This window comes from Microcoleus sp. PH2017_24_DOB_U_A (genome assembly GCF_020738205.1).
GTDB lineage: Bacteria > Cyanobacteriota > Cyanobacteriia > Cyanobacteriales > Microcoleaceae > Microcoleus.
In genome coordinates this window covers 31,616-57,335 of record NZ_JAEQCT010000070.1, presented here as the reverse complement: position 1 = coordinate 57,335, position 25,720 = coordinate 31,616, and the positions used below count along the sequence as shown (strand labels likewise).

23 protein-coding genes are annotated in these 25,720 nt (G+C 45.7%); 9 read left to right on the top strand and 14 right to left on the bottom strand.

From position 1 onward, the window contains the following. The first annotated feature begins 278 nt into the window (after positions 1–278). On the top strand, positions 279–611 hold the full coding sequence (locus JGK07_RS20145; protein ID WP_293176941.1) for a (2Fe-2S) ferredoxin domain-containing protein: 333 nt from the start codon (positions 279–281) through the stop codon (positions 609–611). Here JGK07_RS20145 and JGK07_RS20140 read toward each other — a convergent pair. Both JGK07_RS20140 and JGK07_RS20135 read right to left on the bottom strand, forming a co-directional pair. Further along, positions 608–997, bottom strand: coding sequence for an HNH endonuclease (locus JGK07_RS20140; protein ID WP_366516864.1), 390 nt, complete (start codon positions 995–997; stop codon positions 608–610). The two genes, JGK07_RS20145 and JGK07_RS20140, sit on opposite strands and share 4 nt — an antisense overlap. Positions 998–1,081: 84 nt before the next feature. Further along, complete coding sequence (locus tag JGK07_RS20135; protein WP_293176940.1) at positions 1,082–1,708, bottom strand: heme-copper oxidase subunit III; 627 nt, start codon at positions 1,706–1,708, stop codon at positions 1,082–1,084. Positions 1,709–1,727: 19 nt separating this feature from the next. On the opposite strand from JGK07_RS20135, the gene JGK07_RS20130 reads away from it, so the two are divergent. Further along, positions 1,728–1,928 carry a hypothetical protein gene (locus JGK07_RS20130; RefSeq protein WP_293196527.1) on the top strand — a complete coding sequence of 67 codons (201 nt, stop codon included), beginning with the start codon at positions 1,728–1,730 and terminating at the stop codon, positions 1,926–1,928. Positions 1,929–2,233: 305 nt separating this feature from the next. Here the strand turns inward: JGK07_RS20130 and ctaD are convergent, their stop codons facing one another. From ctaD to JGK07_RS20110, 4 genes are all read right to left on the bottom strand, one after another. After that, positions 2,234–4,039, bottom strand: a complete 1,806-nt coding sequence (ctaD, locus tag JGK07_RS20125) for a cytochrome c oxidase subunit I (protein ID WP_293176938.1) — start codon at positions 4,037–4,039, stop codon at positions 2,234–2,236. 72 nt (positions 4,040–4,111) lie between these two features. Then, complete coding sequence (locus JGK07_RS20120) at positions 4,112–5,119, bottom strand: cytochrome c oxidase subunit II (protein WP_293176942.1); 1,008 nt, start codon at positions 5,117–5,119, stop codon at positions 4,112–4,114. A 219-nt stretch (positions 5,120–5,338) separates the two neighbouring features. Further along, positions 5,339–6,100, bottom strand: a complete 762-nt coding sequence (locus JGK07_RS20115; RefSeq protein WP_293220064.1) for a class I SAM-dependent methyltransferase — start codon at positions 6,098–6,100, stop codon at positions 5,339–5,341. A gap of 169 nt (positions 6,101–6,269) precedes the next feature. Beyond that, positions 6,270–7,319, bottom strand: coding sequence for an LD-carboxypeptidase (locus JGK07_RS20110; RefSeq protein WP_366039527.1), 1,050 nt, complete (start codon positions 7,317–7,319; stop codon positions 6,270–6,272). Between the two features lie 37 nt (positions 7,320–7,356). On the opposite strand from JGK07_RS20110, the gene JGK07_RS20105 reads away from it, so the two are divergent. From JGK07_RS20105 to JGK07_RS20095, 3 genes are all read left to right on the top strand, one after another. After that, positions 7,357–8,790, top strand: coding sequence for a carotenoid oxygenase family protein (locus tag JGK07_RS20105; RefSeq protein ID WP_293241468.1), 1,434 nt, complete (start codon positions 7,357–7,359; stop codon positions 8,788–8,790). A gap of 559 nt (positions 8,791–9,349) precedes the next feature. Continuing rightward, a complete protein-coding gene (locus tag JGK07_RS20100; RefSeq protein WP_293193195.1) occupies positions 9,350–10,174 on the top strand; it encodes an SDR family NAD(P)-dependent oxidoreductase in 825 nt (274 codons plus the stop codon). A gap of 171 nt (positions 10,175–10,345) precedes the next feature. After that, entirely contained in the window at positions 10,346–12,100 is a 1,755-nt protein-coding gene (locus JGK07_RS20095; protein WP_293205558.1) for an asparagine synthase-related protein, read from the top strand. Between the two features lie 283 nt (positions 12,101–12,383). Here the strand turns inward: JGK07_RS20095 and JGK07_RS20090 are convergent, their stop codons facing one another. From JGK07_RS20090 to JGK07_RS20075, 4 genes are all read right to left on the bottom strand, one after another. Further along, on the bottom strand, positions 12,384–13,577 hold the full coding sequence (locus JGK07_RS20090; protein ID WP_293241466.1) for a hypothetical protein: 1,194 nt from the start codon (positions 13,575–13,577) through the stop codon (positions 12,384–12,386). Positions 13,578–13,707: 130 nt separating this feature from the next. After that, entirely contained in the window at positions 13,708–14,940 is a 1,233-nt protein-coding gene (locus JGK07_RS20085; RefSeq protein WP_293205554.1) for a decarboxylase, read from the bottom strand. 89 nt (positions 14,941–15,029) lie between these two features. After that, positions 15,030–16,886: an asparagine synthetase B gene (locus JGK07_RS20080; protein ID WP_293241463.1), complete on the bottom strand. Its 1,857-nt coding sequence runs from the start codon at positions 16,884–16,886 to the stop codon at positions 15,030–15,032. Between the two features lie 33 nt (positions 16,887–16,919). Then, positions 16,920–17,543 (bottom strand): DUF3859 domain-containing protein, encoded by a 624-nt coding sequence (locus tag JGK07_RS20075; RefSeq protein WP_293193191.1) that lies wholly within the window; start codon positions 17,541–17,543, stop codon positions 16,920–16,922. Between the two features lie 240 nt (positions 17,544–17,783). Here JGK07_RS20075 and JGK07_RS20070 point away from each other — a divergent pair, with 240 nt between their 5' ends. Continuing rightward, the gene (locus JGK07_RS20070) at positions 17,784–18,047 is read left to right on the top strand and encodes a hypothetical protein (RefSeq protein ID WP_293176928.1); all 264 of its coding nucleotides are present in this window, start codon (positions 17,784–17,786) and stop codon (positions 18,045–18,047) included. A 173-nt stretch (positions 18,048–18,220) separates the two neighbouring features. Here JGK07_RS20070 and tsaB read toward each other — a convergent pair whose 3' ends face one another. Together tsaB and JGK07_RS20060 are read right to left on the bottom strand one after the other, a co-directional pair. Continuing rightward, positions 18,221–18,880, bottom strand: a complete 660-nt coding sequence (tsaB, locus tag JGK07_RS20065; protein ID WP_293176926.1) for a tRNA (adenosine(37)-N6)-threonylcarbamoyltransferase complex dimerization subunit type 1 TsaB — start codon at positions 18,878–18,880, stop codon at positions 18,221–18,223. A 2-nt stretch (positions 18,881–18,882) separates the two neighbouring features. Further along, positions 18,883–20,592 carry a serine/threonine-protein kinase gene (locus JGK07_RS20060; RefSeq protein ID WP_293176924.1) on the bottom strand — a complete coding sequence of 570 codons (1,710 nt, stop codon included), beginning with the start codon at positions 20,590–20,592 and terminating at the stop codon, positions 18,883–18,885. Positions 20,593–20,631: 39 nt separating this feature from the next. Here JGK07_RS20060 and JGK07_RS20055 point away from each other — a divergent pair, with 39 nt between their 5' ends. Next, positions 20,632–20,778: a hypothetical protein gene (locus tag JGK07_RS20055; RefSeq protein ID WP_293176922.1), complete on the top strand. Its 147-nt coding sequence runs from the start codon at positions 20,632–20,634 to the stop codon at positions 20,776–20,778. Between the two features lie 132 nt (positions 20,779–20,910). Here the strand turns inward: JGK07_RS20055 and JGK07_RS20050 are convergent, their stop codons facing one another. After that, the gene (locus JGK07_RS20050; protein WP_293146353.1) at positions 20,911–21,159 is read right to left on the bottom strand and encodes a Ycf34 family protein; all 249 of its coding nucleotides are present in this window, start codon (positions 21,157–21,159) and stop codon (positions 20,911–20,913) included. 108 nt (positions 21,160–21,267) lie between these two features. On the opposite strand from JGK07_RS20050, the gene JGK07_RS20045 reads away from it, so the two are divergent. After that, complete coding sequence (locus tag JGK07_RS20045; RefSeq protein ID WP_293176920.1) at positions 21,268–22,533, top strand: CCA tRNA nucleotidyltransferase; 1,266 nt, start codon at positions 21,268–21,270, stop codon at positions 22,531–22,533. A 256-nt stretch (positions 22,534–22,789) separates the two neighbouring features. Here JGK07_RS20045 and JGK07_RS20040 read toward each other — a convergent pair whose 3' ends face one another. Then, positions 22,790–23,914, bottom strand: coding sequence for an ankyrin repeat domain-containing protein (locus tag JGK07_RS20040; RefSeq protein ID WP_293176918.1), 1,125 nt, complete (start codon positions 23,912–23,914; stop codon positions 22,790–22,792). A 935-nt stretch (positions 23,915–24,849) separates the two neighbouring features. Between JGK07_RS20040 and JGK07_RS20035 the strand changes: the two genes are divergently transcribed. Continuing rightward, on the top strand, positions 24,850–25,461 hold the full coding sequence (locus JGK07_RS20035; protein ID WP_293176916.1) for a 2OG-Fe(II) oxygenase: 612 nt from the start codon (positions 24,850–24,852) through the stop codon (positions 25,459–25,461). Positions 25,462–25,720: the final 259 nt, after the last annotated feature.

Below are 25,720 nucleotides of genomic sequence, written 5' to 3'. Positions count from 1 at the left end.
CTTGTAGGGCAGATAAGATTGTCAAACTCACCAATTATCGGGAAATTATCTGCGTCTATCAGTGTTTGTTTCAAAAGTATCTGCGGTTAGCCGATTCATAGATTTATGTAGCGCGATCGCCAATGGTTAGCATCAAAAGGTTTATCATGATTTTTGGGTTAGCACGGGAACTCTTCCAAAATCTCTATTGACTCTCTGACCACTTTTGTATATATGACCACACCTATTTCCATTATACAAATATAGCATACAAAAAGCAGAGTGTCAATCAAAAAAACATGAAAATCATCGAATCTTCTAGGCGAGTTCTTGTTTGCCAAAACCGCACTTGTCGCAAGCAAAATGCAGCCAAGGTACTGACAACTTTTCAGCAATTGTCCGGTGCAGAAGTCGAAGTTGTCGCTAGTAGTTGTTTGGGACAGTGCGGTAACGGGCCGATGGTGTTGGTGCTACCAGAAGAGGTTTGGTATAGCGGTGTTTCTGCTGAAGAAGTTGCGGCAATTACCGATCGACATTTGCGGGGTGGAAAGCCGATAGAGGCGATGCTTTATCGTAAGTTTCACCGCCATTCTGTAGGGGCGGTACCCCCGAACCCGCCCGCCGATGTTTAAGCTTTTTTGCTGTGTACTTGAATGCGTTTGTCGGTTTTTTGCTTCTTCACCCAAGAGACAAATTTCTGGAGTTGAGGGTCATTTTTGAGCTTTTCTAGGGTGTTGAGCTCTTGGGCGAGGTGTTTGTTGTCGAATAGAGAGTGTATCTGGCGGTGACAAGCTGAACAAATGTCGATCGTCTGGCTGGGATCTTCGTTTTTCCGCTTGGTGTTTTGTTTGGGGATGAGGTGGTGGGCGGTTAATGCTGCCATTGGTCGATCGCACAATTCGCACTGCATAATTTCCTCAATGCTGGTGGATGGGAGAATTGCTTCTTTTAATTTAGCGTCATTTAGGGCGATCGGCTTTGAGAAAGTCAGTAAAGGTCGATCGCACTTCCCAAACAATAAAAAACCCCCAACCGGGGGTCATCTTAATTTTATCAGGTGGGACAGGCATCTTGCCTGCCCGCTAAGTACAAAAGCCTACGCTCAAATTATGTACAGCAGCACAAACAAAACAATCCAGATCACATCGACAAAGTGCCAATAAATCTCAGTCGCTTCGATGCCGAAGTGGTGTTCGCTGGAATAGTGATCTTGTACGCGCGATCGCCAAACGACCCCAGCCATCAGCACCACTCCAAACGTCACGTGCAAACCGTGAAAAGCAGTCAAAACGTAAAAGCAACTGGCATACAAATTAGTCGTCAACCCAAACTCTAAATGAGTATATTCGTAAACTTGACCGCACAAGAAAACGACGCCCATAGCGATAGTCACGAGCAACCAATTTCGCATACCCGTCGCATCATTCTTTTTGATCGCAGCATCCGCATTGTGAATCACAAAACTACTAGCAATCAGAATCACCGTGTTAATTCCCGGCAGCAATAACTCGCGATCGGGTGTACCTTCAGGCGGCCACATCGGGGCCATCGCCCGATAAATCAAATACGCGGCAAACATACCCATAAATATCATGCCTTCAGATCCCAAGAACACAAGTACGCCTAGCATTCTGTGGTCGGGATGCTCTTCGCCGTGCGCTTCTATTTCGGCGCTGTGGTGGTAATTTAGAGCCGTTTTTTCTGGATCGATCGCTGGAATTTGTTGCATAATAAATTGCTAGTTGGTAATGGATGTTGAAGGAAGAAGGAAGAAGGAAGAAGGAAGAAGGAAGAAGGAAGAAGGAAGAAGGAAGAAGGAAGAAGGAAGAAGAAGGAAGAAGGAAGAAGGAAGAAGGAAGAAGGAAGAAGGAAGAAGGAAGAAGAAGGAAGAAGGAAGAGAACATTCGTGCCAACAATTGTCTGAAAATCTTTGTATCTCTCGTTTATAGCGGAGGCTCGATCCCCCTAAATCCCCCTTAAGAAGGGGGACTTTGAGTGTGTCCGGTTCCTGCATTCTCAAGGGGGGCTTTGAGTATGTCCAATTCCTGCATTCTCAAGGGGGGTTTTGAGTATGTCCAATTCCTGCCTTCTCAAGGGGAGCTTTGATTGCTTCTTGTCCCCCCCGACCTAAGGGGGGCTAGGGGGGATCGAGAGCTTAATCGTCAGACAGCAGAGCGGTACTAGGTTTGACGTGTTTGTTGACTGATGACTGATGACGTTCGCGAGCGGGGACGCTCGCGCTAATCACTGATGACTAATTGCTATCTTGACTTTCATCACCAGGAGAATCAACGTTTATCTCTGATTCAGGCTCGACCAAAGTAGCAGTCCCGCCAAAGAAAGTGGAAACTTGAGCCTCCGCAATCGGAATACCCCGTTTCTGGGCGTTGCGTGTCGCATTTTCCCTCAACTTCAGCCTGAGACGTTCGCCAGTGTTCTGAATTTTTTCCATGCCGTAATCGTAAGGCCCGGTTGCCAATACCGGTATTCCTTCAAAATTTTCGATCGGCGGTGGCGAAGTCGTCATCCATTCCAAACTTAAAGCTTGCCAAGGATTGTCACCTGCTTTCGGGCCGTACCTCCAACTCCAAATCACGTTAACAATAAACGGGATTGTCGAGACTGCCAGCATATAAGCGCCCACAGTACAAATGACATTAATTGTCGTAAATTTTGGGTCGTACATTGCCACCCGCCGGGGCATTCCTTGCATCCCCAAAGCGTGCATCGGCAAGAAAGTTACAGTAAAGCCCACATAGGTTAAAACAAAGTGAACTCTACCCCAAAATTCGTTAAGCATCCGCCCCGTCATTTTGGGGAACCAGTGGTAAAAAGCCGCGTAAATTCCAAACACTGAGCCGCCAAACAGCACGTAGTGTAAGTGAGCGACGATAAAATAAGTATCGTGAACGTGAATGTCGAAAGGTACGGAAGCTACCATGATCCCGGTGATGCCACCGAGGAGGAATGTTGAGATAAAACCCATCCCAAATAACATCGCACTCACTAGGCGGAGTTTGCCGCCCCAAATAGTTGCCAACCAGCTAAATATTTTGATCCCAGTGGGTACGGCGATGATCATGGTGGTGATCATGAAAAACATCCGCAGCCAGCCGGGAGTACCGCTGGTAAACATATGGTGCGCCCACACGATTAAGCCCAAAAAGCTGATGGCGAGACTGGAATAGGCGATCGCCAAATAACCAAAAATTGGCTTGCGCGAGTGCACTGGCAACACTTCTGAAATCACCCCAAAAAAGGGCATGATCATAATGTAAACAGCCGGGTGCGAATAAAACCAGAATAAATGCTGGTAGACGACCGGATCGCCGTTACCAGTCGGGTTAAAAAATGCCGTTCCCGCTAACAAGTCAAAGGATAGCAAAATCAAGGCTGCTGCTAGCACTGGAGTAGCAACTAAAGTCAGCGCTGAAGTCGCAATCATTGCCCAGCAAAACAAAGGCATTTCATTGAGACTCATGCTCGGAACCCGCATCGTGAATATGGTAACGGCAAAATTTACCGCCCCCAAAATCGAAGAAGTTCCCAGGAACAAAACGCTGAGAATCCAAATTTCTTCCCCCATTTGAGCAGTAACTAAGCTCAAAGGCGGATAGGAAGTCCAACCAGCCTGGGGAGCTCCCACCAAAAAACTGCTCAACAGCAATACGCCGGCTACGGGAATCATCCAAAAAGCCAGGGCATTGAGCCGGGGAAATGCCATATCTTTTGCCCCAATCATCAGGGGAATCAAAAAGTTAGCAAATCCGGCGCCTGCGGGGACAATCCATAGGAAAATCATCACCGTGGCGTGAACAGTAAATAAACTGTTATAGAGTTCCGGGGCGACAAAATCGGAGTCGGGTGTGGCGAGTTCGGTTCGCACTAAGGTAGCCATCACGCCGCCGATTAGATAGAATCCAAAAGTTGTAACTAGGTATTGAATACCGATGACTTTGTGGTCGGTATTAAATGTGAAATAATCTCGCCAATGTCTATCGGCGGGTGCTGTTCCGCGAGCATCTATGTTGGCAGTTTCTTGGAACTGTGCTTGTGTCATAGTTATTAGTCATTAGTTATTAGTCATTAGTTATTTGCTCTGGATTAAATATCCATTGCCAGGAACTAATGACTATTTTTTGTGATGAGTTGGATGAAGTTGTTCTAGACTTTCGGGATTAATTTTTATTTCCCTGACGTAGGGAGCTAAGAATTCCCCGTCTGACATTTTTTCGGGATTGATGGCAACTGCTTGCTCTAAGTTTTGAGCGCTAGCAACTTGCTGTTCTTTCACCCAAAGGTCGAAGTCTTCGGGTGTGTGAACGAATGCTACAGCTTTCATTGCTCCGTGATATGCGCCGCACAATTCAGCACAAACAATTCGGTATTCGCCGACTTTGTTTGGTATAAATCTTAGTTCGCTTCCTCGCCCAGGAATTGCATCTTGTTTGAGCCGAAATTCGGGCATCCAAAATGCGTGCAGCACGTCTTGAGCTGCAAGATTTAGCTGTACGTCGCCGTTGAGTGGCATATGCAGTTCACCGGAACTAACGCCACTTTCTGGATAGCTAAAAATCCAGGCGTACTGCAAACCCATGACATTTACTACTAAGTCTGCTGGTTTTTCTTCGTTTTCTGGGGCAGCACCTACGCCTAGGGCAATTTGTTTTTCTGGCTGAATTTGAGGTGCTTTTTGTGGTGTATCTGACAGCGTGCCTGCGATCGCACTTCCGCGCATTTTAGAGTGCGATTGCATTGTACCGTGATCGTGATTACCCATCGGATCGAGGCCACCCATTGAGTTGTAAATCTCAAAACTGTAGACTCCGATACCTAAAATAATCACCGCTGGTAGGGCTGTCCATAGAATTTCTAAGGGAAAGTTATCATGCCAAGCTGGCCCGTCTGTATTGTCTCCTTCACGACGGCGATATTTAATTACAGCAACGACTATCACTCCGTGGACTAGGATAAATAATCCTATGGAAAGTGTCATCATTGTGTTGAATAGTCCGTCTATCTGCGATGCTTGAGCCGAGGCGGCGATCGGCATTAATCCATGATTCTGGCCGTACCAGAGACTGATCAGAGTCACTCCGATGCCGACGAGCATGGTGAGGATGGAACTTGGAATGTTCAAGCTAGTACCTTTTAGTAGCGACACTTCTTCGCTGGAATAATTAGGGAAGCGCCTCTGGGTTGTCAATTTTTAATTGTAGATTGACATTTTGAACACAATGCCTATCTTAAGGCTTACTTAATGCTTAGTATTTTTGGGCGATCGCTCCTTCGCATGAATACGGCTTATGTCCCTTGACAAAAATCAGAAAAAATGGTAACAAATTTGTTTTCTTTGCTACTAAATTTGAGATTGTTTTTCAAACACCATTAAATGCTGCTGGGGTAACATATCTTTTGTCTCTTTCCATACTAAACCGACGGCGGCCATTTCTTTTTTCACCTGTTTCTGGGTCATTTTGTGCAAACCTTTAATGGGAAGCAGCGGATTTTCGCCCCGATACTCGATCGATACTGTGCGGCCTCCTGGTTTCAGTGCTTTGACAATTCCTTGCATCATTTCTCTGGGATAGGCAAACTCATGATAGGCATCCACCATCACAACTAAATCGACGCTGTTTTCCGGCAAATTGGGATTGTCGATACTTCCCAAAACTGGCTCAACGTTAGCGATATTTTTTTCTTGTTTATTTAATTCAATAAAGTTGAGCATTTCCGGCTGTACGTCAACGGCGAAAACTTTTCCTTCGGGAACTAGGGGGGCGATACGAAAGCTAAAATATCCGGTTCCGGCTCCAATGTCTGCTACAATGTCGGTTGGTTTTAAATCTAGATTGTTGACTAATCGAGCAGATTTTTCTTCCATGCCACGAGATGGTCTTTCCAGCCAACTAGCGCCTTGATATCCCATGACTTGGGCAATTTCTCGACCCATGTAAAATTTGCCGGTGCCGTCGGGATTGTGGATTGTTCGCTGCTGATAGATTGTATCTTGGTTGGCGATTTTATTGGCTGCTGATGCGCCGAGATTGAGCGGAAATACGCAAACTATTGTCAGGATGATTGCTGTTAATAATTTAATGAATTGTGGGATTTTATTCACGGTATTTATGATTGTGTATTTGAATGGTTGCTCGCGATCTGCCCATTGGTGACGACTTAATGTTAAACGTAATTAGTTACGTAGTTGCGCTTCAGCGCTCTTTATAATATAAGCTAAGAGCGCTGAAGCGCAACTACGTACCTTAGGAATATTGAGAATAGTTCAAGATTTAGCTGACGGCGGATGATAATAATTTGATTGTACCAGCAGTTGCGTCGATTTCGACTTCTTTGCCGATCGGCAAAGTGAACTTATCCCGAATGTGTCCCACCATCGAACCGTACCAGGCGGGAATATTCAAGGGGCGAATGCGATCCGTCAAGACTTGAGACAAGGTGAGGGACTCTTGCGGTTTTTCGGCCTCGCACTTGGTGCACTGTCCGAAAACAAAACCGGATATTTTATCAAGAATGCCTGCTAATTGGAGCTGCGTCAACATTCGATCGATACGATAAACCTCTTCGCTAACTTCCTCGACAAACAAAATACTGTTTTCCCAATCCGGCAAATAAGCTGAACCGATTAGTGTTGAGATTACTGATAAATTGCCGCCGATGAGTTTTCCCCTAGCTGTGCCGCGCCGGATGGTCTCTACAGGCATAGTTTTGGAGTTTTGCATGGTCACAGAACCTCCGTCAAACAAAACTTTTTTGACGTAATCTACTGTAAAGGGACTCCAACTGGAGACACCTAAAGGGCCGTGGAAAGTAACTATATTAGTTTTAGCATGAATTGCCAATAATAGCGCAGTAATATCGCTGAATCCCATAATAATTTTGGGATTGTTGCGGATTATATTGTAATCCAGGAGTGGCAAGATGCGACCGCAGCCCCAGCCGCCCATCCCGGTAAAAATAGCTTGCACTGAGTCGTCGGCAAAGGCTGCGTTGACATCCGCGGCGCGATCGGCATCTTTGCCTGCTAAGTAGCCGTAGCGGTCGTAAAAATGCTCTCCTAGCTTAACTTTTAAGCCTAGGTTATCCAGCACTTTGAAAAATTGCTGCACTTCTTTTTCGTAGTTGAAAGCGGCAGGATTGATTAAGGCTACTGTATCGCCGACTTTGAGGCGGCGCGGCTCGATCGCACTTTTCGACAATAGGTTGTTTTGGGCGATGGGTAAAAGCTGAGTACCAATAGCAGTCAGCCCAAAAGTTCTGAGCAGGTAGCGGCGGGCGAAAGTCATAACTGTTAGGTAATTTGTGCTATAATTGTATAGCAAAATTTCTGCCAGCTCAGCTAAAAATTGCCAGTTGCGAATGAAAACAGACAGTAAAATCTCAGCTAAAAAATCCTGGGCCAAATCTTTAGCCCGTCCTGCTGCGGAGTTTCCGCTGACTCAGCTATCGGTTAAAACTGGTAAAATTCCCGACGGATTGCGCGGCACTCTCTACCGCAACGGGCCGGCACGTTTGGAACGCGGCGGTGTTGCTGCGGGACACTGGTTTGATGGCGACGGTGCAATTTTGGCAGTACATTTTACTGATGTCGGTGCTGCTGCTGTTTATCGCTACGTGCAAACAGCGGGATATCTAGCTGAAGAAAAAGCCGATCGATTTCTCTACAGTAATTACGGTATGACAGCGCCGGGCCCTGTGTGGTTGCGGTGGACTAAAACAGTTAAAAATGCTGCGAATACTTCTGTTTTAGCTTTGCCCGATCGCCTTTTGGCATTGTGGGAAGGTGGCCCGCCTCATAGCCTTGATTTACAAACCCTAGAAACTCTGGGAACGGACGATTTAGGCAATTTAGATAAGGAATTTAGTTATTCCGCTCACTGCAAGTGCGATCCGATTACTGGGAATATTTTTAATTTTGGAATTACACCGGGTCTGAGTCCAAAATTGAATGTGTATAAAAGCGATTTTACTGGCAAAGTCGTACAAAAATCAACTGTTTCTTTAGATGGAATTTCCCCGATCCACGATTTTGTGTTTGCGGGAAAGTATTTGATATTTTTTATTCCGCCGGTGCAAGTCAATTTGTTGCCATTGTTAGCGGGAATTAGCAGTTATAGCGAGTCCTTTAAGTGGAAACCGGAATTAGGAACGCAGATATTAGTTTTTGAATCGGAAACTCTGTCTTTAGTTAGTCGCGGCGAAACCGATGCTTGGTTTCAGTGGCATTTTGCTAACGGTTTTGTCAAGGAAGATGGTTCGGTGGCGGTAGATTTTGTGCGCTTTGCTGATTTTACAACTAATCAGCGACTGAAAGAAGTAGCGACTGGTGAAACTCACACCGATGCGGAGGGTATTCTTTGCCGAGTGCATCTCAATCCTTTGACAGGGAAAGTGACAGGAATAGAAGAATTGTTGGATAAACCTTGTGAGTTTCCGGTTGTACCTGCTTCAGAAGTAGGACAAGACTCGCGGTATATTTATCTGGCAATGTATCGGCCTGATGTTGATATTGTAGCGGAACGTTACGGCGCGATCGCCCGTTTGGACACGCAAACCCGCAATCTCACAATTGCCGACTGCGGCGAAAATCGCTATCCCGCAGAACCCATCTACGTTCCAGATATTTCATCGGAGAAAGGTTGGATTTTGACAGTTATTTACGACGGCAATTCTGATAGCAGCGAAGTGTGGATATATGAGTGCGACGGACTTTCGCGCCCGCCTGTTTGTCAGCTAGAATTGCCTGGTGTCATACCTTTGGGCTTTCACGGTACTTGGAAATCGACCGTCTGAGAAGATTGTAAAGAAGTGTTGCGGAAGATTTATTAAAAATTGTTGCAGCTTTGAGGTGGAGTTGTTAACGTGTGTGTAGATAGGAGATTCTCATATCTAGGAGGTTTCATCAGTTGACAGTTGACAGTTGACAGTTGACAGCTACCTATAGCCGTCGATAGAAGAGGATTGGAGCAATGAATCATTTTGTTTGATTTTCCCCTAAATGGGGAAGCTTCAGACCCAATTTTAAGGTATGGAATTTATGCTCTGTATTGCTCAAAAATCCCGGCGAAGGTCATTCGCGACTACACAAACAAAGTCTGCCTTCGCAGACTAAAGAAAGAGGGAAATTAAGCCAAAGTCGGTATGATTTTCCACCTGGTTTTCCCATCTCAGGTTTGTCTGCTTGAATGAGGTTGAGTAGCCAGATTTACAACCAATTTCTGGCAAACCAAAAGTTTAGTTCAACTCACGCGCCCGTTGGCGATTCAAAAGTTTTGAGTTAACTCCACAAAATTCATAACTCGCAACTTATAACTTCGCGCGCGGTGAGTATCAAAATCAGAGGGTTTTATCTATGCAGCTTCAAGGAAAAACAGCTCTAGTTACAGGGGCTTCACGTGGAATTGGGCGATCGATCGCCCTGGAATTAGCCAGACAAGGAGTCAAACGCTTGCTGATTGTAGCGCGCAACCGCCACCAGTTGATCGAATTGGCAGAGGAAATCGATGTTTTTGGTACAGAAGTAGTGCCGTTAGCTTTAGATTTAACTCAGTCAGTGGCGGTGAATATTGCGATCGCCCAAGCTTGGCGAGATAACGGCCCGATTCACCTGCTAGTCAACTGTGCAGGCGTCGCGCACCAAGCATCCTTTTTGCGATCGCCGCTACCGTTAATTGAGGAAGAAATCGCCTTAAATTTGCTCGGAACCTACACAATCACCCGGTTAATAGCGAGGCGAATGGCTGCCCAAAAAGACGGAACAATCGTCAATGTTTCGAGCTTGATGGGCAAAATTGCCGCTCCTACAATGGCAACTTATTCTGCTACTAAATTTGCCATTTTGGGCTTTACCCAAGCATTACGCAGCGAGTTAGCCGCCTACAATGTCCGAGTCACAGCTTTGCTACCATCTCTCACAGATACCGACATGGTGCGAGACTTAGAACAATTCCGCTGGGTAGTGCCCACAACTCCCGAAAAAGTTGCCCTAGCACTTGTCGCGGGATTGCACAAAGATGCGCCGGAAATCTTGGTAGGATATCAAAGTCATTTAGCAGTTTGGTGTCACAGAATTGCGCCTTGGTTGCTGGATTTGGTGTTGCGGATGGCAACTCCTGAACTTAGGGATAAATCCCAGCGCGATCGCAAATTGCGATCGGTTTTAGCTGGCGGGCGATAAATCTGTTTCGGCTACGTAGGGTGCGCTTCGGCGCACCTTACGGTTACTCGGCGGTTGAAACCGCGTCTACACAAACGATGTCCGCCTCCGCGGACTAAGAAATAAAGCGATCGCAGGGTGTACGTTTCTGTTAAAGTTAATATTATTCTAAATAATATTAAGCTTGCCAGAATGAACAATATAAAATCATTACTGAATTACAAGAGTAGCCAAAAACAAAAAATTTCAGTTCCTCCAAGTCCTCTGGTTGAATTTGCCTCAAGTTGGCGGATAGCTTGGGGGAAAATAGACGCGATCGCAGATGATGCAGCGTGGCGAGAAGGTCAAATTGCGATTATTTGCTCTAACCCAAGTGTTCAGCTAATTCTCAGTCCCTCTGAAAAATTTGTGATTGTAGGCGATATTTGGCTCAGCAATCGATCGCAATTGCTGGAAAAATTGGGCATTTCTGCGAGTAGTTGGCAGGGGTGCGATCGCCAATTAGTGGCTCAACTGTGGGAACGCTGGGGCCCTGAATGCTTGCCGCTGCTGGCGGGTATGTTTGCGTTTGCGGTTTGGGATCGTCAATCGCAGGTTTTGCGGCTGGCGCGCGATCGCACGGGCGCGCGCACTCTCTACTACACTACTGTTGGCGCGACTCGCTGGATTGCGCCTCAACTGCGGGCGATCGCACAATACCACTCAAGGGCGATCGACCTCACAGCCCTGCGAGATTACCTCTGTTGTTCGTTCGTTCCGGGCGATCGTACCCTGTGGCAGCAAGTCCGAGAACTGCGCCCAGGAAGCATTTTAAGCATTCCTGACGAGACAATTTCGGCATACTGGGAACTGCGAGAACAAGTTGTCGAGGCGGAACAATCTTTAGAATGGCACGGCGCGAGATTGCGAACTCTTTTAGATGAAATTGTCCGGGAATATTTGCCAGCAAATCAACCTGTAGGCGTCTTTCTTTCCGGCGGGTTAGACTCTAGCTGCATCGCGGCTTTAGCTGCTCAATTTTGCGATCGACCAATTCACACTTACTCAATTCATTTTGGCGAAGAATGCGCCAACGAATTAGAGTTTTCCAGTTTAGTCGCCCAACACTGTCAAACTGAACACCACATTTTAGAAATTAGCTTTCGGGATATGTGGGAAAAGTTGCCAGAAACTATGGGTTACTTAGACGATCCGATCGGCGATCCGCTGACAGTGCCAAACTTGCTATTAGGAAGAATGGCGCGGGAATCAGTCGAAGTAATTCTGAACGGCGAAGGTGGCGATCCTTGTTTTGGTGGCCCCAAAAATCAACCAATGTTAATGAACAGCTTGTACAATTCTGTCACGAACTTGGATTCACTGCCAGCATATTTGCTTTCATTTCAAAAGTGCGCTGCGGATTTACCTCAACTGTTAAAACCGGAAATTTGGGCAGCGATGCAAGCAGAACCTTCGGTATTTAGTGCGGATTTGAATGCAAGCGGCAATTATCTGAATCGATTAATGGCATTAAATATCAAGTTTAAGGGGGCTGACCAGATTTTGACCAAAGTGAACAACTTGACTCAAGCTGCGGGCTTGCACGGGCGATCGCCTTTGTTCGATCGGCGAATCGTGGATTTGAGTATGACGATTCCGCCTGAGTACAAATTATCCGGGGTTGTGGAGAAAGCTGTGCTCAAACAAGCGGTGGCAAATTTGCTGCCGGCTCAAATTTTAGACAGGCCCAAAAGCGGGATGCTAGTTCCCGTACAGCAAGGGTTTAAGAGGTTTTGGCAGCGGGAGGCTAGGGGTTTGCTATTGTCAAGAAGAGCTGCTATTGCTCCTTATTGTAATCAATCTTTAATTGCTCAATGGTTAGATTATGAAGGAGATACTTGGGGGCGTTATGGCGTTAAGCTGTGGCTATTGACAAGTTTAGAGCTTTGGCTGCAAAGTAATAAGTAAGATCATGTCCGAGCGATTGCACATTATATTTGTAGGGACTTAGGCAGTGCCCATTAGTGTCAACTTAAGCCTGAAACCCCTGAGAATTCTCGCTTTTACCCCAGTCTAGATCCCCCTAAATCCCCCTTAATAAGGGGGACTTTGAGGATATTTCTTGTCCCCCCCTTATTAAGGGGGGTTAGGGGGGATCGAAACTTTGATACCAACAAGAGAGACGGCCGGTTTGACGTTAAGTTGACACCAATGGGCACTGCCGTGTCCTTTCCTCGTAACCCCACAAACCTCAACCAAAACTGTCAACAACATAGATAGAACTCTCCGTGCCACCTAGCAGAATCAAAGTGCTGTCATCGCTGCCTATATCTCGACTTCCAGCAATTCCTCGATTCAGAATTTGAATCATTTTTTGAGGACTAAACGATTCCAATTCTACATAATTACCTAATTCCAACCACTCCAATTCTTCAGCCGATAAATCTTGGCGAATTGCTGATGATAATTGTTTAGCATCTCGTGCATTTTGCTCGGAACTTAGAACAAACATACTGCCGCCACCCGCCAGAATTTGCTTCGGTAACAATCCAATATCAATAATTATCGCACTGTGATCTGCGAACCAATTAGGACTCGTGCGTAGGTGGTTAACTAAACCAATTCCTTTGGGAGTGCAATCGTGCAAAGCGTACACTTTTAAGTCGGGATTGCGGCGCAGCATTTCCATCGTTGTATCGAAGATACTTTGAGGATATCCGGTAATACTGAGGACTGCACAGTTGTTTTCAAAGTGAAAATTGTTGGCGATTAAGAATTGGGCAATTTCTGGGCTATCGCACACCACCAATCTGTCAAAACTGTAAGCGCTGACATCGGGACTGACGGTGGCATTTTGATTTGTATCGCGGGAAGGTGGCAGCATTTTTGCGATCGAGGAGTTGATTTCTGTCCACTTATTAATCCAGTATTGAAGCAGATTTAAGTCAATCGTAAATTCTTGACTATCTGTAGGTTTTTTATCAATTTTGAAATTTCCCAGATAGATGGATGCCATTCCGAGAATAGAGCTAGCTAAAAAGAATGAAAAGGAACTTGATAACAGATTCCAACCGATTCCCGCTACCAAAATTATTACACCCCAAACTTGCAAAGTTTTCGCTAATTTCTGGCGTTTTTGGTACGAATACTTAGTAGAACGGCTAGCATTAAAAATTGCTTTAATTAATAAAACATTGCTCGCAAACATTAGGACAAAAAAAGCTATACTCCATTCGGGAAATAGAATTAATATCCAAATGCTCAAAAAGAAACCTAAAAATATATTAATAATTAGGTATGATGGGATTGTGTATATCCCATAATATTCTGTTGGTTTCGCTCGTTTTTCAAACAGGTAAAATAACTGCTTAGGAGTGAAAAACAGCGTATCGTTCACAGAAATATCAGCGATCGCCTTGGCAAACATCGGGTCAGTTATTGTCAATCTTCTGATATAAGTCGGCCCAAAAACAAACTGATGGTTACATTTTTTACAGCGATAGCTATTGGCTCTGCGCTCTTTTAACTTATTGTCAGTTTGGCACTTGATGCACTTCATAAAAATCTCCTAGTGATTATTCAAAAACTTGATTAGCTAACAAAACGCTGTAATCTTCTCTGTGGCGAATTAGCCGATGCCCGCCATTTTCTAACAGCACTTCCGCTGGTTTGGGACGGTGCAAAAAGTGCGACGACATGGCATAGCCGTAAGCTCCCACATCTAAAATACCAAGGATTTCGCCAATAGTCAAAGCCGGAAGTTGACAGTTTTTCCCCAAATAATCTCGCGAATAAGTCGTATTGCCACAAACATCAGTAAAATGTAGAGCATCCCGACAATTCCAGGTATAAATCTCTCGATAACCGCCATGAACCGACGGTACTGAAAGATTAGCAACAGTCGTATCTACACCGACAATTTGTTTAGCTTCCTGCCATTTTGTGGAAACAACTTGAGCCAGCAAAGTAGCACATCCCGCTACAACCGATCGCCCTGGTTCAATTATTAAGTCAATTGCGCGGTCTAATTGACTAATTCTACTGGTCAATTCTGCCCCAAATAGTTCCCAGTCAAAGGCTGTACCCCCGCTGTGGTAAGGATAGCCAAAGCCGCCGCCAAAATCGAGATATCCCCAATCTGGCAATTGCTGCGCTGCGGCAATTATCGTATCAATTACTTGAGTAAACGCTGCGGTAGAATTAGTGCCGGTTCCGCGATAAAAATGCAAGCCGCTAAGCTTTAATCCGGCTGTTTTTGCGATCGCAATTGCTGCGGGAAATTCGGGCGATCGCACTCCAATGCGACTTTCCCCCGTTAATTCGGGCAAATTCAGCCTCAAACCCAGACTGGGCGGTTCTAAAGCCTGCTGGTTTTCCCTGAGAGATTGGTACACTTCGCAGCACAACTGCAACTGGCTAAGACTGTCGAAATTCAGAGTTTTGACACCCCATTTGAGAACTTGTTCCATCTCATCTCGGTGCAAATTGCTGCCGCTGTAAACAATATTTTTGGGCGCAAAACCAGCCTGAATTCCCAAATAAATATCTCCCGGTGTATTGGCGTGCAATCCCCACCCGCTATCCCGAAAAATTTGCAGCAGGGCGATGCTACCATTGGTGACGCTGGCAAAACAAAATTGAGTTCGCGGATAGTCAATTGCCTTAGTAATGCGGGCAATGGTTCGACGCAAAATGTCGCTTTGATAAACGTACAGCGGCGAACCGTAGGTAGCTAATAACTCTTGGGCTAGGGCAAGAGTGAAAGGCGGTTGTTTGATGATTGATTTGCGATCGGTAATTGTTTGCATAAGTGTAAAGTATGTATTTAGTCTCGCGTTGCGCGGACTTCGTTTGTGTAGACGCGGTTTCAACCGCCGAGTAATCAAGGGAGTAGCTTTCATTCTCCCCACCGCTGACGGTAATTCCAAACCTGTCGAGGCAACCAAAAGGGATGATTCCAAGATTTATTTTTCACATTTTTACCTAAAATTTGCGATCGCCAATTTTGCCACATCACCAACAGCCAAATCATTTCCCCAATACGCCGCCCTTGAATTCCGGCTGCGAATTTGCCGGACATAATTTGAGCCGCTAAATCTGGTTTCCAGCATTTCTCTGACAGCAAAACGGCAGGATTCAACCAATCGCCGATGTCATGCCAAAATTCGTTAAAACACCACGAAGTTAAGGGCACGCCCATACCGCGCTTTTCCCGCCACACTATGTCCGCAGGTAGCCAATTTTCTACCGCCCGTTTGAGGATGTATTTCTCGCAAGCACCTCGCAAACACAGTTCTCCCGACAGTTGAAATGTCCAGTCTGTGAGGGCAAAATCGCAAAAGGGCGATCGCACTTTCAGACCAAAAGCCAAAGCCAAATTAGCAGCCCGCGGATGGATGTTCTGCGCGCCTTTCAGCATCAAACCCGCGCGGCGGAGGCGGTGCAGCAAAGACTCGCCCACAGAAGGATTAAGAGCCTCTAACAGCCAATTTTGAGGCTGCAAATCCTGAATTTGAGTGTAAATTTCCGGCTGATAAACTTTAGATTCGTATCCCCAAAGGCGGTGAAAAGTTCGCAAGTATTGCAAGGCAAAAGTTTGGTCTCCGGCGGGATTTGCTGCTTGATAAACAGCCGCTGCAATCAGGGGTTTATTCGTCCAGCCCGCAAATAATTGATCGCCACCTTCGCCGTTAAAAACGATCGCACATTCTTGACTCGCAGCCTCATTTAACAGGTACAGCGGGACTGTAACTCCGTCACCAAAGGGCAAATCTAAAGCTTTCACCGCAGAATGCAAGACTTGTTTAATCCGATGTGGCCTAGCATCTACTTTTACCAAGGGAATGTTCAGCGAATCGGCAACTTTTTGGGCCCAAGGATATTCGGGAATTCCGGCCTCGCCGAAGTCGAGAGTATAAGCGCGGACTTTGACTCCGGCTTTGATTAATAAGGCTGCGACTACTGAGGAATCTAAACCGCCTGATAGAAATACTCCGACATTTTCATTACTATTTATATCAGAAATTTGACGTTCTACAGCATTTTTAAGTAAGTTTTGTAATTGTGTTATTGCTTCTGCTTCGTCTTGTATTTTTTCTGAACTTTCTCGCCATTCTAACAAGCGTTTTGAGTTGGCTTCAAGAATGACACCGCTATCTCGATCGCACTCCCAAGTTAATTCGGTTCCGGCGGGAACTGCGAACACATTTTCTACAGGAGTTAAGGGAGTTGGAACGTAGGAAAAACAGCTATAGCCGTACAAGCCGGGAATGCTAATATCTGGTTTTTTGCAAATATTTAATAGCAGTTGTATATTCGATGCAAACCAAATACTCTGCCCGATTTGCGTCCAGTAAAGTGTTACTCGCCCAAAGGGTTCTCGTCCCAAAATTAGGCAATTTTCGCGGACGTTTGCCCAGGCATCAGGTAACAGCAAACCGTTGGATGATGGATAAGTCGATAGCCCAGATGCTGAGAGGGCAGCGATTTGCCAAGTTTTAGCGCTTTTTTGGGTTGGCAAGTGCTGCGGGCGATCCTCTTCGAGGGCTTCGCTAACGCACTCCGTACTGACAACATTCCAAATTGGGTAATTTTCGTCGCCTGTGGTGGCGAAACTGGACAAATTATCGACTTTTTGGACTGGGATTTCTGTTGCAGATTGGCTAACTATTTTGGCTAGCAGTGCTTCCAATTTATCGCGGGAATCGCTGCCCCAGTATCCTATAAATTGACGCTTTTTGTTTATTTTTACCATGTTAAAATGAATCCATAGGCGAGTTTTTGATGATTATTTAACTTCAAAGGATGTACTGCCGATCGCCCGACTTTCAAGAAACATTTTAACTTGCCACTTTCCGGTAGCAGCAGCAGCACCAATTTTGTAACGACATTGAGTATTCCAAATGGATTTGTCGATTTCGCGAGTTTGATAGCGGTTTTGTTTGACAACTTGACCGCTGGGATCGATCCAATCGCAGGATATCGATAGTTTTTTGCCTAAAGGTGCATCCTTTAAGGTAGTACGGTAAAAGATTTCGGGATTGTTTTGGCGGAAAATAACAGTCAAATTGCCGCCATCATCCTGCACGGAAGTTATGCGGTTTTGTTGCATTGAAACGCGGGCGATCGCTTGTTCATTTTGGTAAATGTAGAATCCGGTAATTGCGATCGGTACCACCCCAACTACCACCGCTAACAATCCAAAAATCCACCGATTGCGTTGCTGCTTTGCCAGTGCTTCCCGACGCTGTAACTGGATTAAAGCCTCATCTAGCAACTCAGTCGGCAAGCCCAATTCCTGCAAAACTTGTGTGACTTCTTCGGAACTAAGTTCAGCCTCCCGGACGTTAGAAAGGCGTTCTACTTCAGCTACTATTTGCGTTAATTGAATTTGAGTCAGTCGATTTTCCATATATTAAGAAGCTGTAGGATTTTTTCATGAATGTGGTTTACTAACACCAGTCAATTAACATTATGAAACAGGCTGAGCTTCAAGTCAATTCATAAACATCATAATTTTGAACTCATAAAAGTCATAATTAATCGTTGGCGCTGTTGAATTTTGTTCGGAATTTCCCCAACCAATTGCTAAACTGAGCTTGTAGTGCGATTAAGAGCCCGATAGCTACGCGCACGCGTACTTTTGCCTAAAATGAACAACAGCCTAATCGAGTCCAATCCGATAAACACCCACTGGGATTGCCCTGAGTGCGGTGGCACAGGTACTGTCAACGGAGAAACTTGCTCCGAATGTCTCGGAGCAAAATACATTGATATTGATGCGCTAACTAGCTGGATGCTCGATTTTATGGAATCTCGCGGCTGCAATCCTGATGAAATCGACCAATTGCGAACCGAAAACCCAGATGCGCTGACATTAACATTTTGCCTCGAACTTTGTATCGCCCTTAAATAAACAACGATATCAAGTCTGCTTAATTGCTTATAAATCATTTACGGGCATCGGCCAAAGAGGGCATCGGGCATCGGGCAAACAGTCGGAAAAAACGCACTCTACAAGTTGATTTAACTGAAACGAAATAATGCCCAATTCCCTATTCCCTATTCCCAATGTCCTATTCCCTAGATTCAGTGTCCCTGCACGGGATGTTGCCCGTAATAAGGCAAAGCATCCCACCAATCAGGGCGACTTCCTTGTTTCCACTCCAAATAAGCCAAATCCAAGACGCCAGAAACCGACGCACCCAACTCGCTGCCAACTTCAATCAACTGATAGGAATTTTCCCTACTTTCGAGCTTTTCCTGCCAAGACTCCGCGGTCATTACCGCATCTGAAAACAACTCAGTTACACCAGAATTACTGTTAACTGCATAAACAGCCCCAAACAATTGCCCCCGCTGTGCAGGCATTTGCAGCGCAATATCCTGAGTTGACATAGATTTTTTACTGATATCATAAGCAACAGCCGCCAAAGTTGAAATAGTAAAAACCGGAATATTCAACTGTTGAGCCAAAGTCCGCGCCGTCACCATACCCATGCGAGTCCCCGTAAAACCTCCGGGCCCCTTTGCTACTGCAATAAAAGCCAAATCTGCCCAAGTTTGCGGCGCGATAAACTCTACTAAATACTGGTGTAAATCCGTTGCTAAACTGCGGCCCAAATTCCAAGTTTGGCAGCGATTATCGCCGGAAAAATTGCTGATTGCTAAACCTAATTCGGGTGTTGAGGTGTGCAACGCTAAGCCGTATTTTTTAACTAATGTTCCGTCTTGGGGATTGCTATTCACGATTACTGATAATTTTCCTTCACAAAAAACAGCGGCAATGCCACAACCAAGCAACCCAATAGAATGCCAAATATTCCCGTGTTTAAAATCCTTGAATTGCCCATGCCACCAGTTATCAAAAACAGCACTACCAAACTTGCAAATAAATTCTTGTTCGCAAATTCTTTGTCTTGAGAAACTTGATGTTTGACAACCATAAAACCGGATGCAACTATAAGCGCGAACCAAGAATTAAAAATGACTATTTGAGAGCCAAAGATAAACCAAACTAAAGCAAACATGAGCGAATCGAGCCAGAAATCCTGAGTTTTCAACTTCGGAAGCCAAAATTCTTGGGTAACAACTGGGGCGATTTTCTTGGCTAATTGATTGTGTTGCAGCCGCAGGAGTTTGTTTTTTAATTGAATTTTGGGATCGATTTGCAATACTTCCTTCCACTCGGGGACGCGAGAATTGTTTACTCTTCCCAACAGCTTAATGGCTGTGACTTTATTTAACTGCAAAGCGGTGAGTTTGGTGGCAATTATTTGGGATAAGTGGGGATAGTGAACGGGATTGTCTTCGGTTCTGTTGATGACGATATTGAGCTTTTGCTTGGCTTGACTGATTTGGATTGTAACATTGTACGGGGCGATCGCCTCTTGTAAAGCTTGCTGAATTTCGGCTTGCTGTTCCCGACCCAAAAGCGCAGGTGCCGGGGCCAGTGCAGGCTTCGATTCTGCGCTTGTTTCCGGCGCATCCAGCACGGGCTGCGCGTCTAAATAGACCGGCTTGGGGTTCAACTGCCGGATGACTGCGGATGCTGAATTGTAGCGCCGGTTGGTGGCACTTTGGAGCATCGTGTCGAGGATGCGGCCGAAATCGTCGCTAACAGCACTCTTCAAATAATTGCGCCAAGCCCAGGAATCTTCGGCGCCCTCGAACAAGTCGAAGGGAGGAATGTGAGTCAGCAAGTGAATGCAAGTAACACCCAAACTGTAGATATCGCTAGCAAAAACTGCTTTTCCCATCAATTGTTCTGGGGCTGTATAAGCAGCGCTGCCGATAATTGTACCAGTTTGTGGCAATCCGGTTGCTGTTACTTTCTTTGCTGCACCAAAGTCTACTAAAACTATATCTTTTTGGAAAGGAGAGGGTTGATAGGAATTTTCTAAGGCGGGTAAAGGGGCGGGAGATAGGCGGCGGCGAATGATATTTTCTGGTTTGATATCGCGGTGAATAACTTTGGATTTGTGAACGAAGTGGATTACGGGCAATAAATCGTTGAGGATTTGTCGAATTTGGGTTTCGGTGAATGCTCCTTTTTGTTCTAATTCTTGAGCTAAATTTTTGCCGTCTATAAATTCTTGTACTAAATATTGTCTTCCCTCTTGTTCAAAATGCGCGATTAATTCGGGAATTTGGGGATGTTTTCCCAAGGTTTCTAGCTGGGCTGCTTCTTGGTGGAAGAGTTGGGCGGCTTTTTCGGCTGCGGTGTTTTGCGGGAAAAATTGCTTGATGACGCACTGCCCAAAAGTCTGGGGTTTGGTTTCATCAACTGCTAGGAAAGTTCTGCCGAAGCCTCCTTGCGCGATCGGCTTTATGGTACGGTAGCGAGATGCTGATGGCGATTGTTCGTTAGTTAACAACAATTTTGAGCCGCAACTTTGGCAAAATTCTGCATCACCGGGGTTTTGCGGATTCTGACAAGTTGGGTTTAAGCAATAGGACATTTGATTTTAGATTTTGGATTTTAGATTTTAGATTTAGGAATGGGGAATTGGGAATTGGGAATTGGGAATTGGGCATCGGGCATCGGACATCGGACATCGGGAATTGGGAATTGGGAATTGGGAATTGGGCATCGGGCATCGGACATCGGACATCGGGAATTGGAACTAAAAAATACCAACTGTTAACGAAGAGGGCGGGCACGGGGGCACTGCCCCTACCACAGGTCAAATGTCTACGGTCTACTAACAACTAATAACTAATAACTAACAACTAACAACTGTCAACTGTCAACTGTCAACTGTCAACTGTCAACTGACTCAAGTCGGGACGAGTTCGCCCGGCCGCAATTTTGCCCATTTGCCGGTCTCTTGTTTGAAACTTTGACACCCGACTACATCCCATTCCATTTCTACTTCGTCTTGACGGGGGCGGATGTTGACGTTGATGGTGGGTTCTACGGGGTCGAAATCGGGTGTTTCGGTGAGGTGGATTTGTTCGTGCTGTCCTTCTACGGCGTGGTATGTGAAGCAGCGGTCTACATAGTGGCAGTTAATACAAATACACATTCTTGATATCCTCTGTGCATTTCAAAAAGATTGGTGAATTTTGAGCTTTCTGTTAATCTAGCGTAGCAAGAGTTTTATTGTTTGTAAGGAAAGTAGATTTTTGTTGCGATGCCGATGAATTTGCCACCTGCGTTATCTCCTGAGACTTGGCCGTTCGATTTGGAACTGCTGACACCGCCTGTTTATTTGGTGGGCGGCGCGGTGCGGGATGCGCTGCTGGGCCGCCGATCGCACTATTTTGATTTGGATTTCGTTATGTTAGCACGGGCAGTGAAAACTGCTAGAAAAATTGCCGATCGCACGAAAGGCGGATTTGTGTTGTTGGATGCGGAACGACAGATTGCGCGGGTGGTGTTTGCGGGCGGTACGGTGGATTTTGCACAGGCTTTCGGGGGGAGTCTGGAGGAGGATTTGCACCGCCGCGATTTTCGGATAAATGCGATCGCCTGCAATCCTTTTACCGGAGAAATCATCGATCCTTTGGACGGTCAAACTGATTTGCGGTTGGGTTTGCTGCGGATGATTTCGCGATCGAATTTAGAGGACGATCCGCTGAGGTTATTAAGAGCTTACCGCCAAGCAGCACAGTTGGGTTTTGCGATCGAACCGGAAACTTTGCAGGCGATTCGGGAATTGGCGCCGTTGTTGAGTCGGGTGGCGGTGGAACGGGTGCGGACAGAATTGGGTTATTTGTTGAGCAATAATAACGGTGTTCCTTGGATTTGTAAGGGTTGCGAAGATGGGTTGTTTTCGATTTGGTTTGAAAGTGCGATCGACCGTTTCGATATCTTGACAAAAATTGACTCGTGTGCTGCTGATTTGGCGGCAATTTACCCGGAGTTGGAGAGAGAGTTTGGGCGATCGATTCGAGATACAATTAAAACGCCGTTGTTGGCGATCGGGAAGTTGGCTGTTTTGGCAAATTCTGACCCGACAATCGCTGAAACCGAGTTGCTGCGGTTGAAGTACAGCAATGCAGAGATTAAAAGTGCGATCGAGCTTTTGAAATATTTGCCACAACTTCAAGCACAACCGATTGCAGAAATGTCCTTACGAGAACAGTATTTCTTGTTTCGCGACGTGGGAATAGTATTTCCAATTTTAGCAGTTTTAGCCATGGCAGCGGGAATTGCGGTTGAGGAGATTGCACTGTTAATTAATCGCTATCTCGATGTCGGTGATATAGTCGCCCATCCCACACAATTAGTGAGCGGCAATGAGTTAATGGAATCTTTGAATATTCCCAGAAGTCCGCGCATCGGTCAATTGTTAATGGAGATTCAATTAGCGCGGGTGGAAGGGAGAATTGCGACTCGCGAAGATGCCCTGAAATTGGCGTCAGACTTTGTTGCGGTACAGCCAGATTTGATATAAATACAAATCCCTAAAATGTATAGCGGTTATCAGAAAGATTAGGTACGTTGTTGGGCTTTAGCCCTCTGACTGCCGCATACAAAATACGACTTTGAAACCTCGTTGACTCCTAAATTCGCCTCGGCAGATTAAAGATGAGGTATGAGGTACGTTGTTGGGCTAAAGCCCTCTTACTACCGCATACAAAATACGACTTTCAAACCTCGTTTATCCCTGAGACAGCCTAGTTTGTTGAGGATAAGTTTAAACCGCCGATTTATCTTTGAGCTCCGTGCTGTTTGAGTAACTTAACAATCTCCGGAGTGGATGATTTGTAAGCAATACTTAAAGCAGTTGCACCATTTTTGTTTCGAGCGTTTACATCCGCACCCTTTGCAAGAAACAACTTTACTAATGCAGGTTTTAATTGCGGAGAGATACCAGTATTGAATTGCACAATTCTCATCAACAGAGTAGTATTATCGTAAGGATCTGGAGCGTTGACATCAGCACCGCGATCGATCAATAATTTTACAATCTCGATATTTCGACCGGAGACAGCGCTGTACAGTAAACCTGATGGTACTTGGGGTTTATTCTTGAGAAGTAATTCAATTATCTCTTGCTTCTTTTTTTCAGACTCAAACCTATTGATTACAGAAAAAAAGGTGTTATCATTCACCTTGGCGCCTCGCTCGATCAAGGCTTTCATTGCTTGAGAATTGCCACTTTCTGCTGCGATGTTGAGTGCTGTTTGTCCAGTATCGTGACGGGGGAGATCGATCGCCTCCATGTCTGCACCGCTGGCGATTAAAAGGTCGATCGCCCCGCTACCCCGTCCAGCAGCCGCCGCGTGCAGGGGCGTTTGTCCTGATTTGTCGAGAGCCCTTACATCCAATCCTTTTTGGAGAAACAACTGTACAATTGCCTGATTTGGGCCAAAAGCAGCCGCGTGTAACAGTGTTTGGTTTAAATAAGTCTTGAAATGGATATCTGCATTTTTTGCCAAGAGATTTTCGACTGCTGCGCGATCGCCCGTGTAAGCAGCACTAAACAGCAAAATGTTGATATTATCTATTTTCGGCAATTCCCATTCATCTAACATATCCCCAATTCTCACCCGATCGCCCTGCCAATGCACAGACACAAGTTGCACCATGTCAACACTTGTACCATTCAACTCTTTTCCAGCCGCATCCAACAGAAATACATCGCAGGGGGCATCGCTTCCTCCACCGGGCATAGAAAACAGCATCGGATATCTGAGAATCGCGATCGAATATTTGCCATCAGGACTAAATTCGGCCGTGCGAATACCCAATTTCATAATTTGTCGGGGGGCAACGGAGAGGATAATTAACAAGCCTAAAATACCAAGACAGCCAAAACGAAAGAAACGCATAATTATCTTAAGGTAGCTTATGCGATCGACTATAGCAGTGCTAAATGAGTCGTAAAGTTTTTTACCCCACCCCAACCCTCCCCTTATTAAGGGGAGGGAGTAAGAAATTTACAAATGATTTAGGATTGCTATATAACTTTTAACCTATGTCGGTCGATCGCACTTTGGGAATTAGCAAACAACGATCGCGATCGCACCTGCAAATCTTTCAGCAGCATGGTGACGCCAGATAGAGCGACTTTTGGACGATCGGCAAAATTTACTGCAAGCTAGACTAGAGTTGTAATGGTCGTTCTCGATCGACAATTTACAACAACTCAGGAAAAAACATTCATCCAGCAAAGCCCGGGAATTCCCGTTGGAGCTTGTGCTGGTTGTTCCCTTCGTGTTACTACTGAGTTACGAAACTTCCGCATATCCTCGGCGAGGAACTAAGCTTTTCCCAAGTCTGAGCAATTGCTGCATTCCTATCCGCTGTTTCCGTTAAACTTTGGTCAGGAACCCAACTCTAAAGAGATTGGGCTTGCAAGAGAAATCAAGTAAGCCATTCTGACCAGCCTAAGTCTTCACTGACTACGTTATTTGGGTCACGACACCCTGTGGATGCGACGCCAGTCTCCTGCTCTGTCGCTAGTGGTTAAACAGTTTTAAGGTCACTGAAACAGTGCTGCTAGCCCAACAAGCCCTTATAACATTGGCGAGGCGAACATTACCCCGCAAGGGAGGCTCCACAAGAGCAAACATTATGCGTACAGGGTTGCAAGGTTTGAAACGGTAACTGTCCCGTTGAAAGTGCATTACAAAAGTACACCAAACCAAGCAACTCCAAGGCGGTAATGGCAAGAAAGATTCAAGGCGGTTGAAACCGCCCGGGTTGTTTCCCTCTCAGGTCTAAAGACTCTGAGTTTCTCACTTACCGAATAGTTTGATGATTTTTGAGCGCCTTGAAATACTACAGCCAACATCCTAACGCTTTCTCGATCGACTATCTCAACGACTTACGAGGAGCAATTCTCGCCTCACCTTACTTTGCAACCAACAACCTCAACCGCGATTTCATCGGCACAAAAGGCTTTTCCGTGGTATTTGGGCGCGCTCAAATCGCCGAAGTCGAGCGCCGATTCCCGTTGTTCAAACCCTATCTAGACCAAGCATTACAGCCGGAATGCAACGCTTTTTACCTCAATCCCCTGCTTCTAGGCGAAGGTTCCCGCGTCGATCCGCATATCGATCGATCTTTGCGATCGTACTGCAAAACGGTTGAACCTCCCGCCGCCGTCAGCGTTTTGTACGTACAAGTTCCCCCAAATTTGCAAGGCGGAGAATTGATACTCCGGCGCAACAAACAGCAAGTCGGACAGATTAAGCCACAAGTCAATTCACTGATCTATTTTCAAGGAGATTTGACACACTCAGTCAACGCCGTAAAAAGTAGCGGGACTCGCTTAAGTTTGGTTTGCGAACAGTACAGTTTGAGCGCCACAGAATTACAAGATATTCCCGGATTTACAATCGAGTCTCGGGCCGCGAAAGCAAAGAATAAGTGAAGTTTATTCGATAATTGATATCTGATCCAGTGAATGAATCAAAATGCTTGTAGGGGCGGGTTAACCAACAATTTATGGCTCAAACCAACAATCTCATAAACCCGCCCCCACCACGCGACAAAATTAGCTCGCGCGCAATTCAACGGACATGAAATGAGCTAGTAGCTAGTAGGGTGCGTCAGCTTTGAACTCTCAATTATTGACAAAATAACCCGCTGCTGACACACCCTACAACTCAAATTCTGCCGTTATGTGCGAT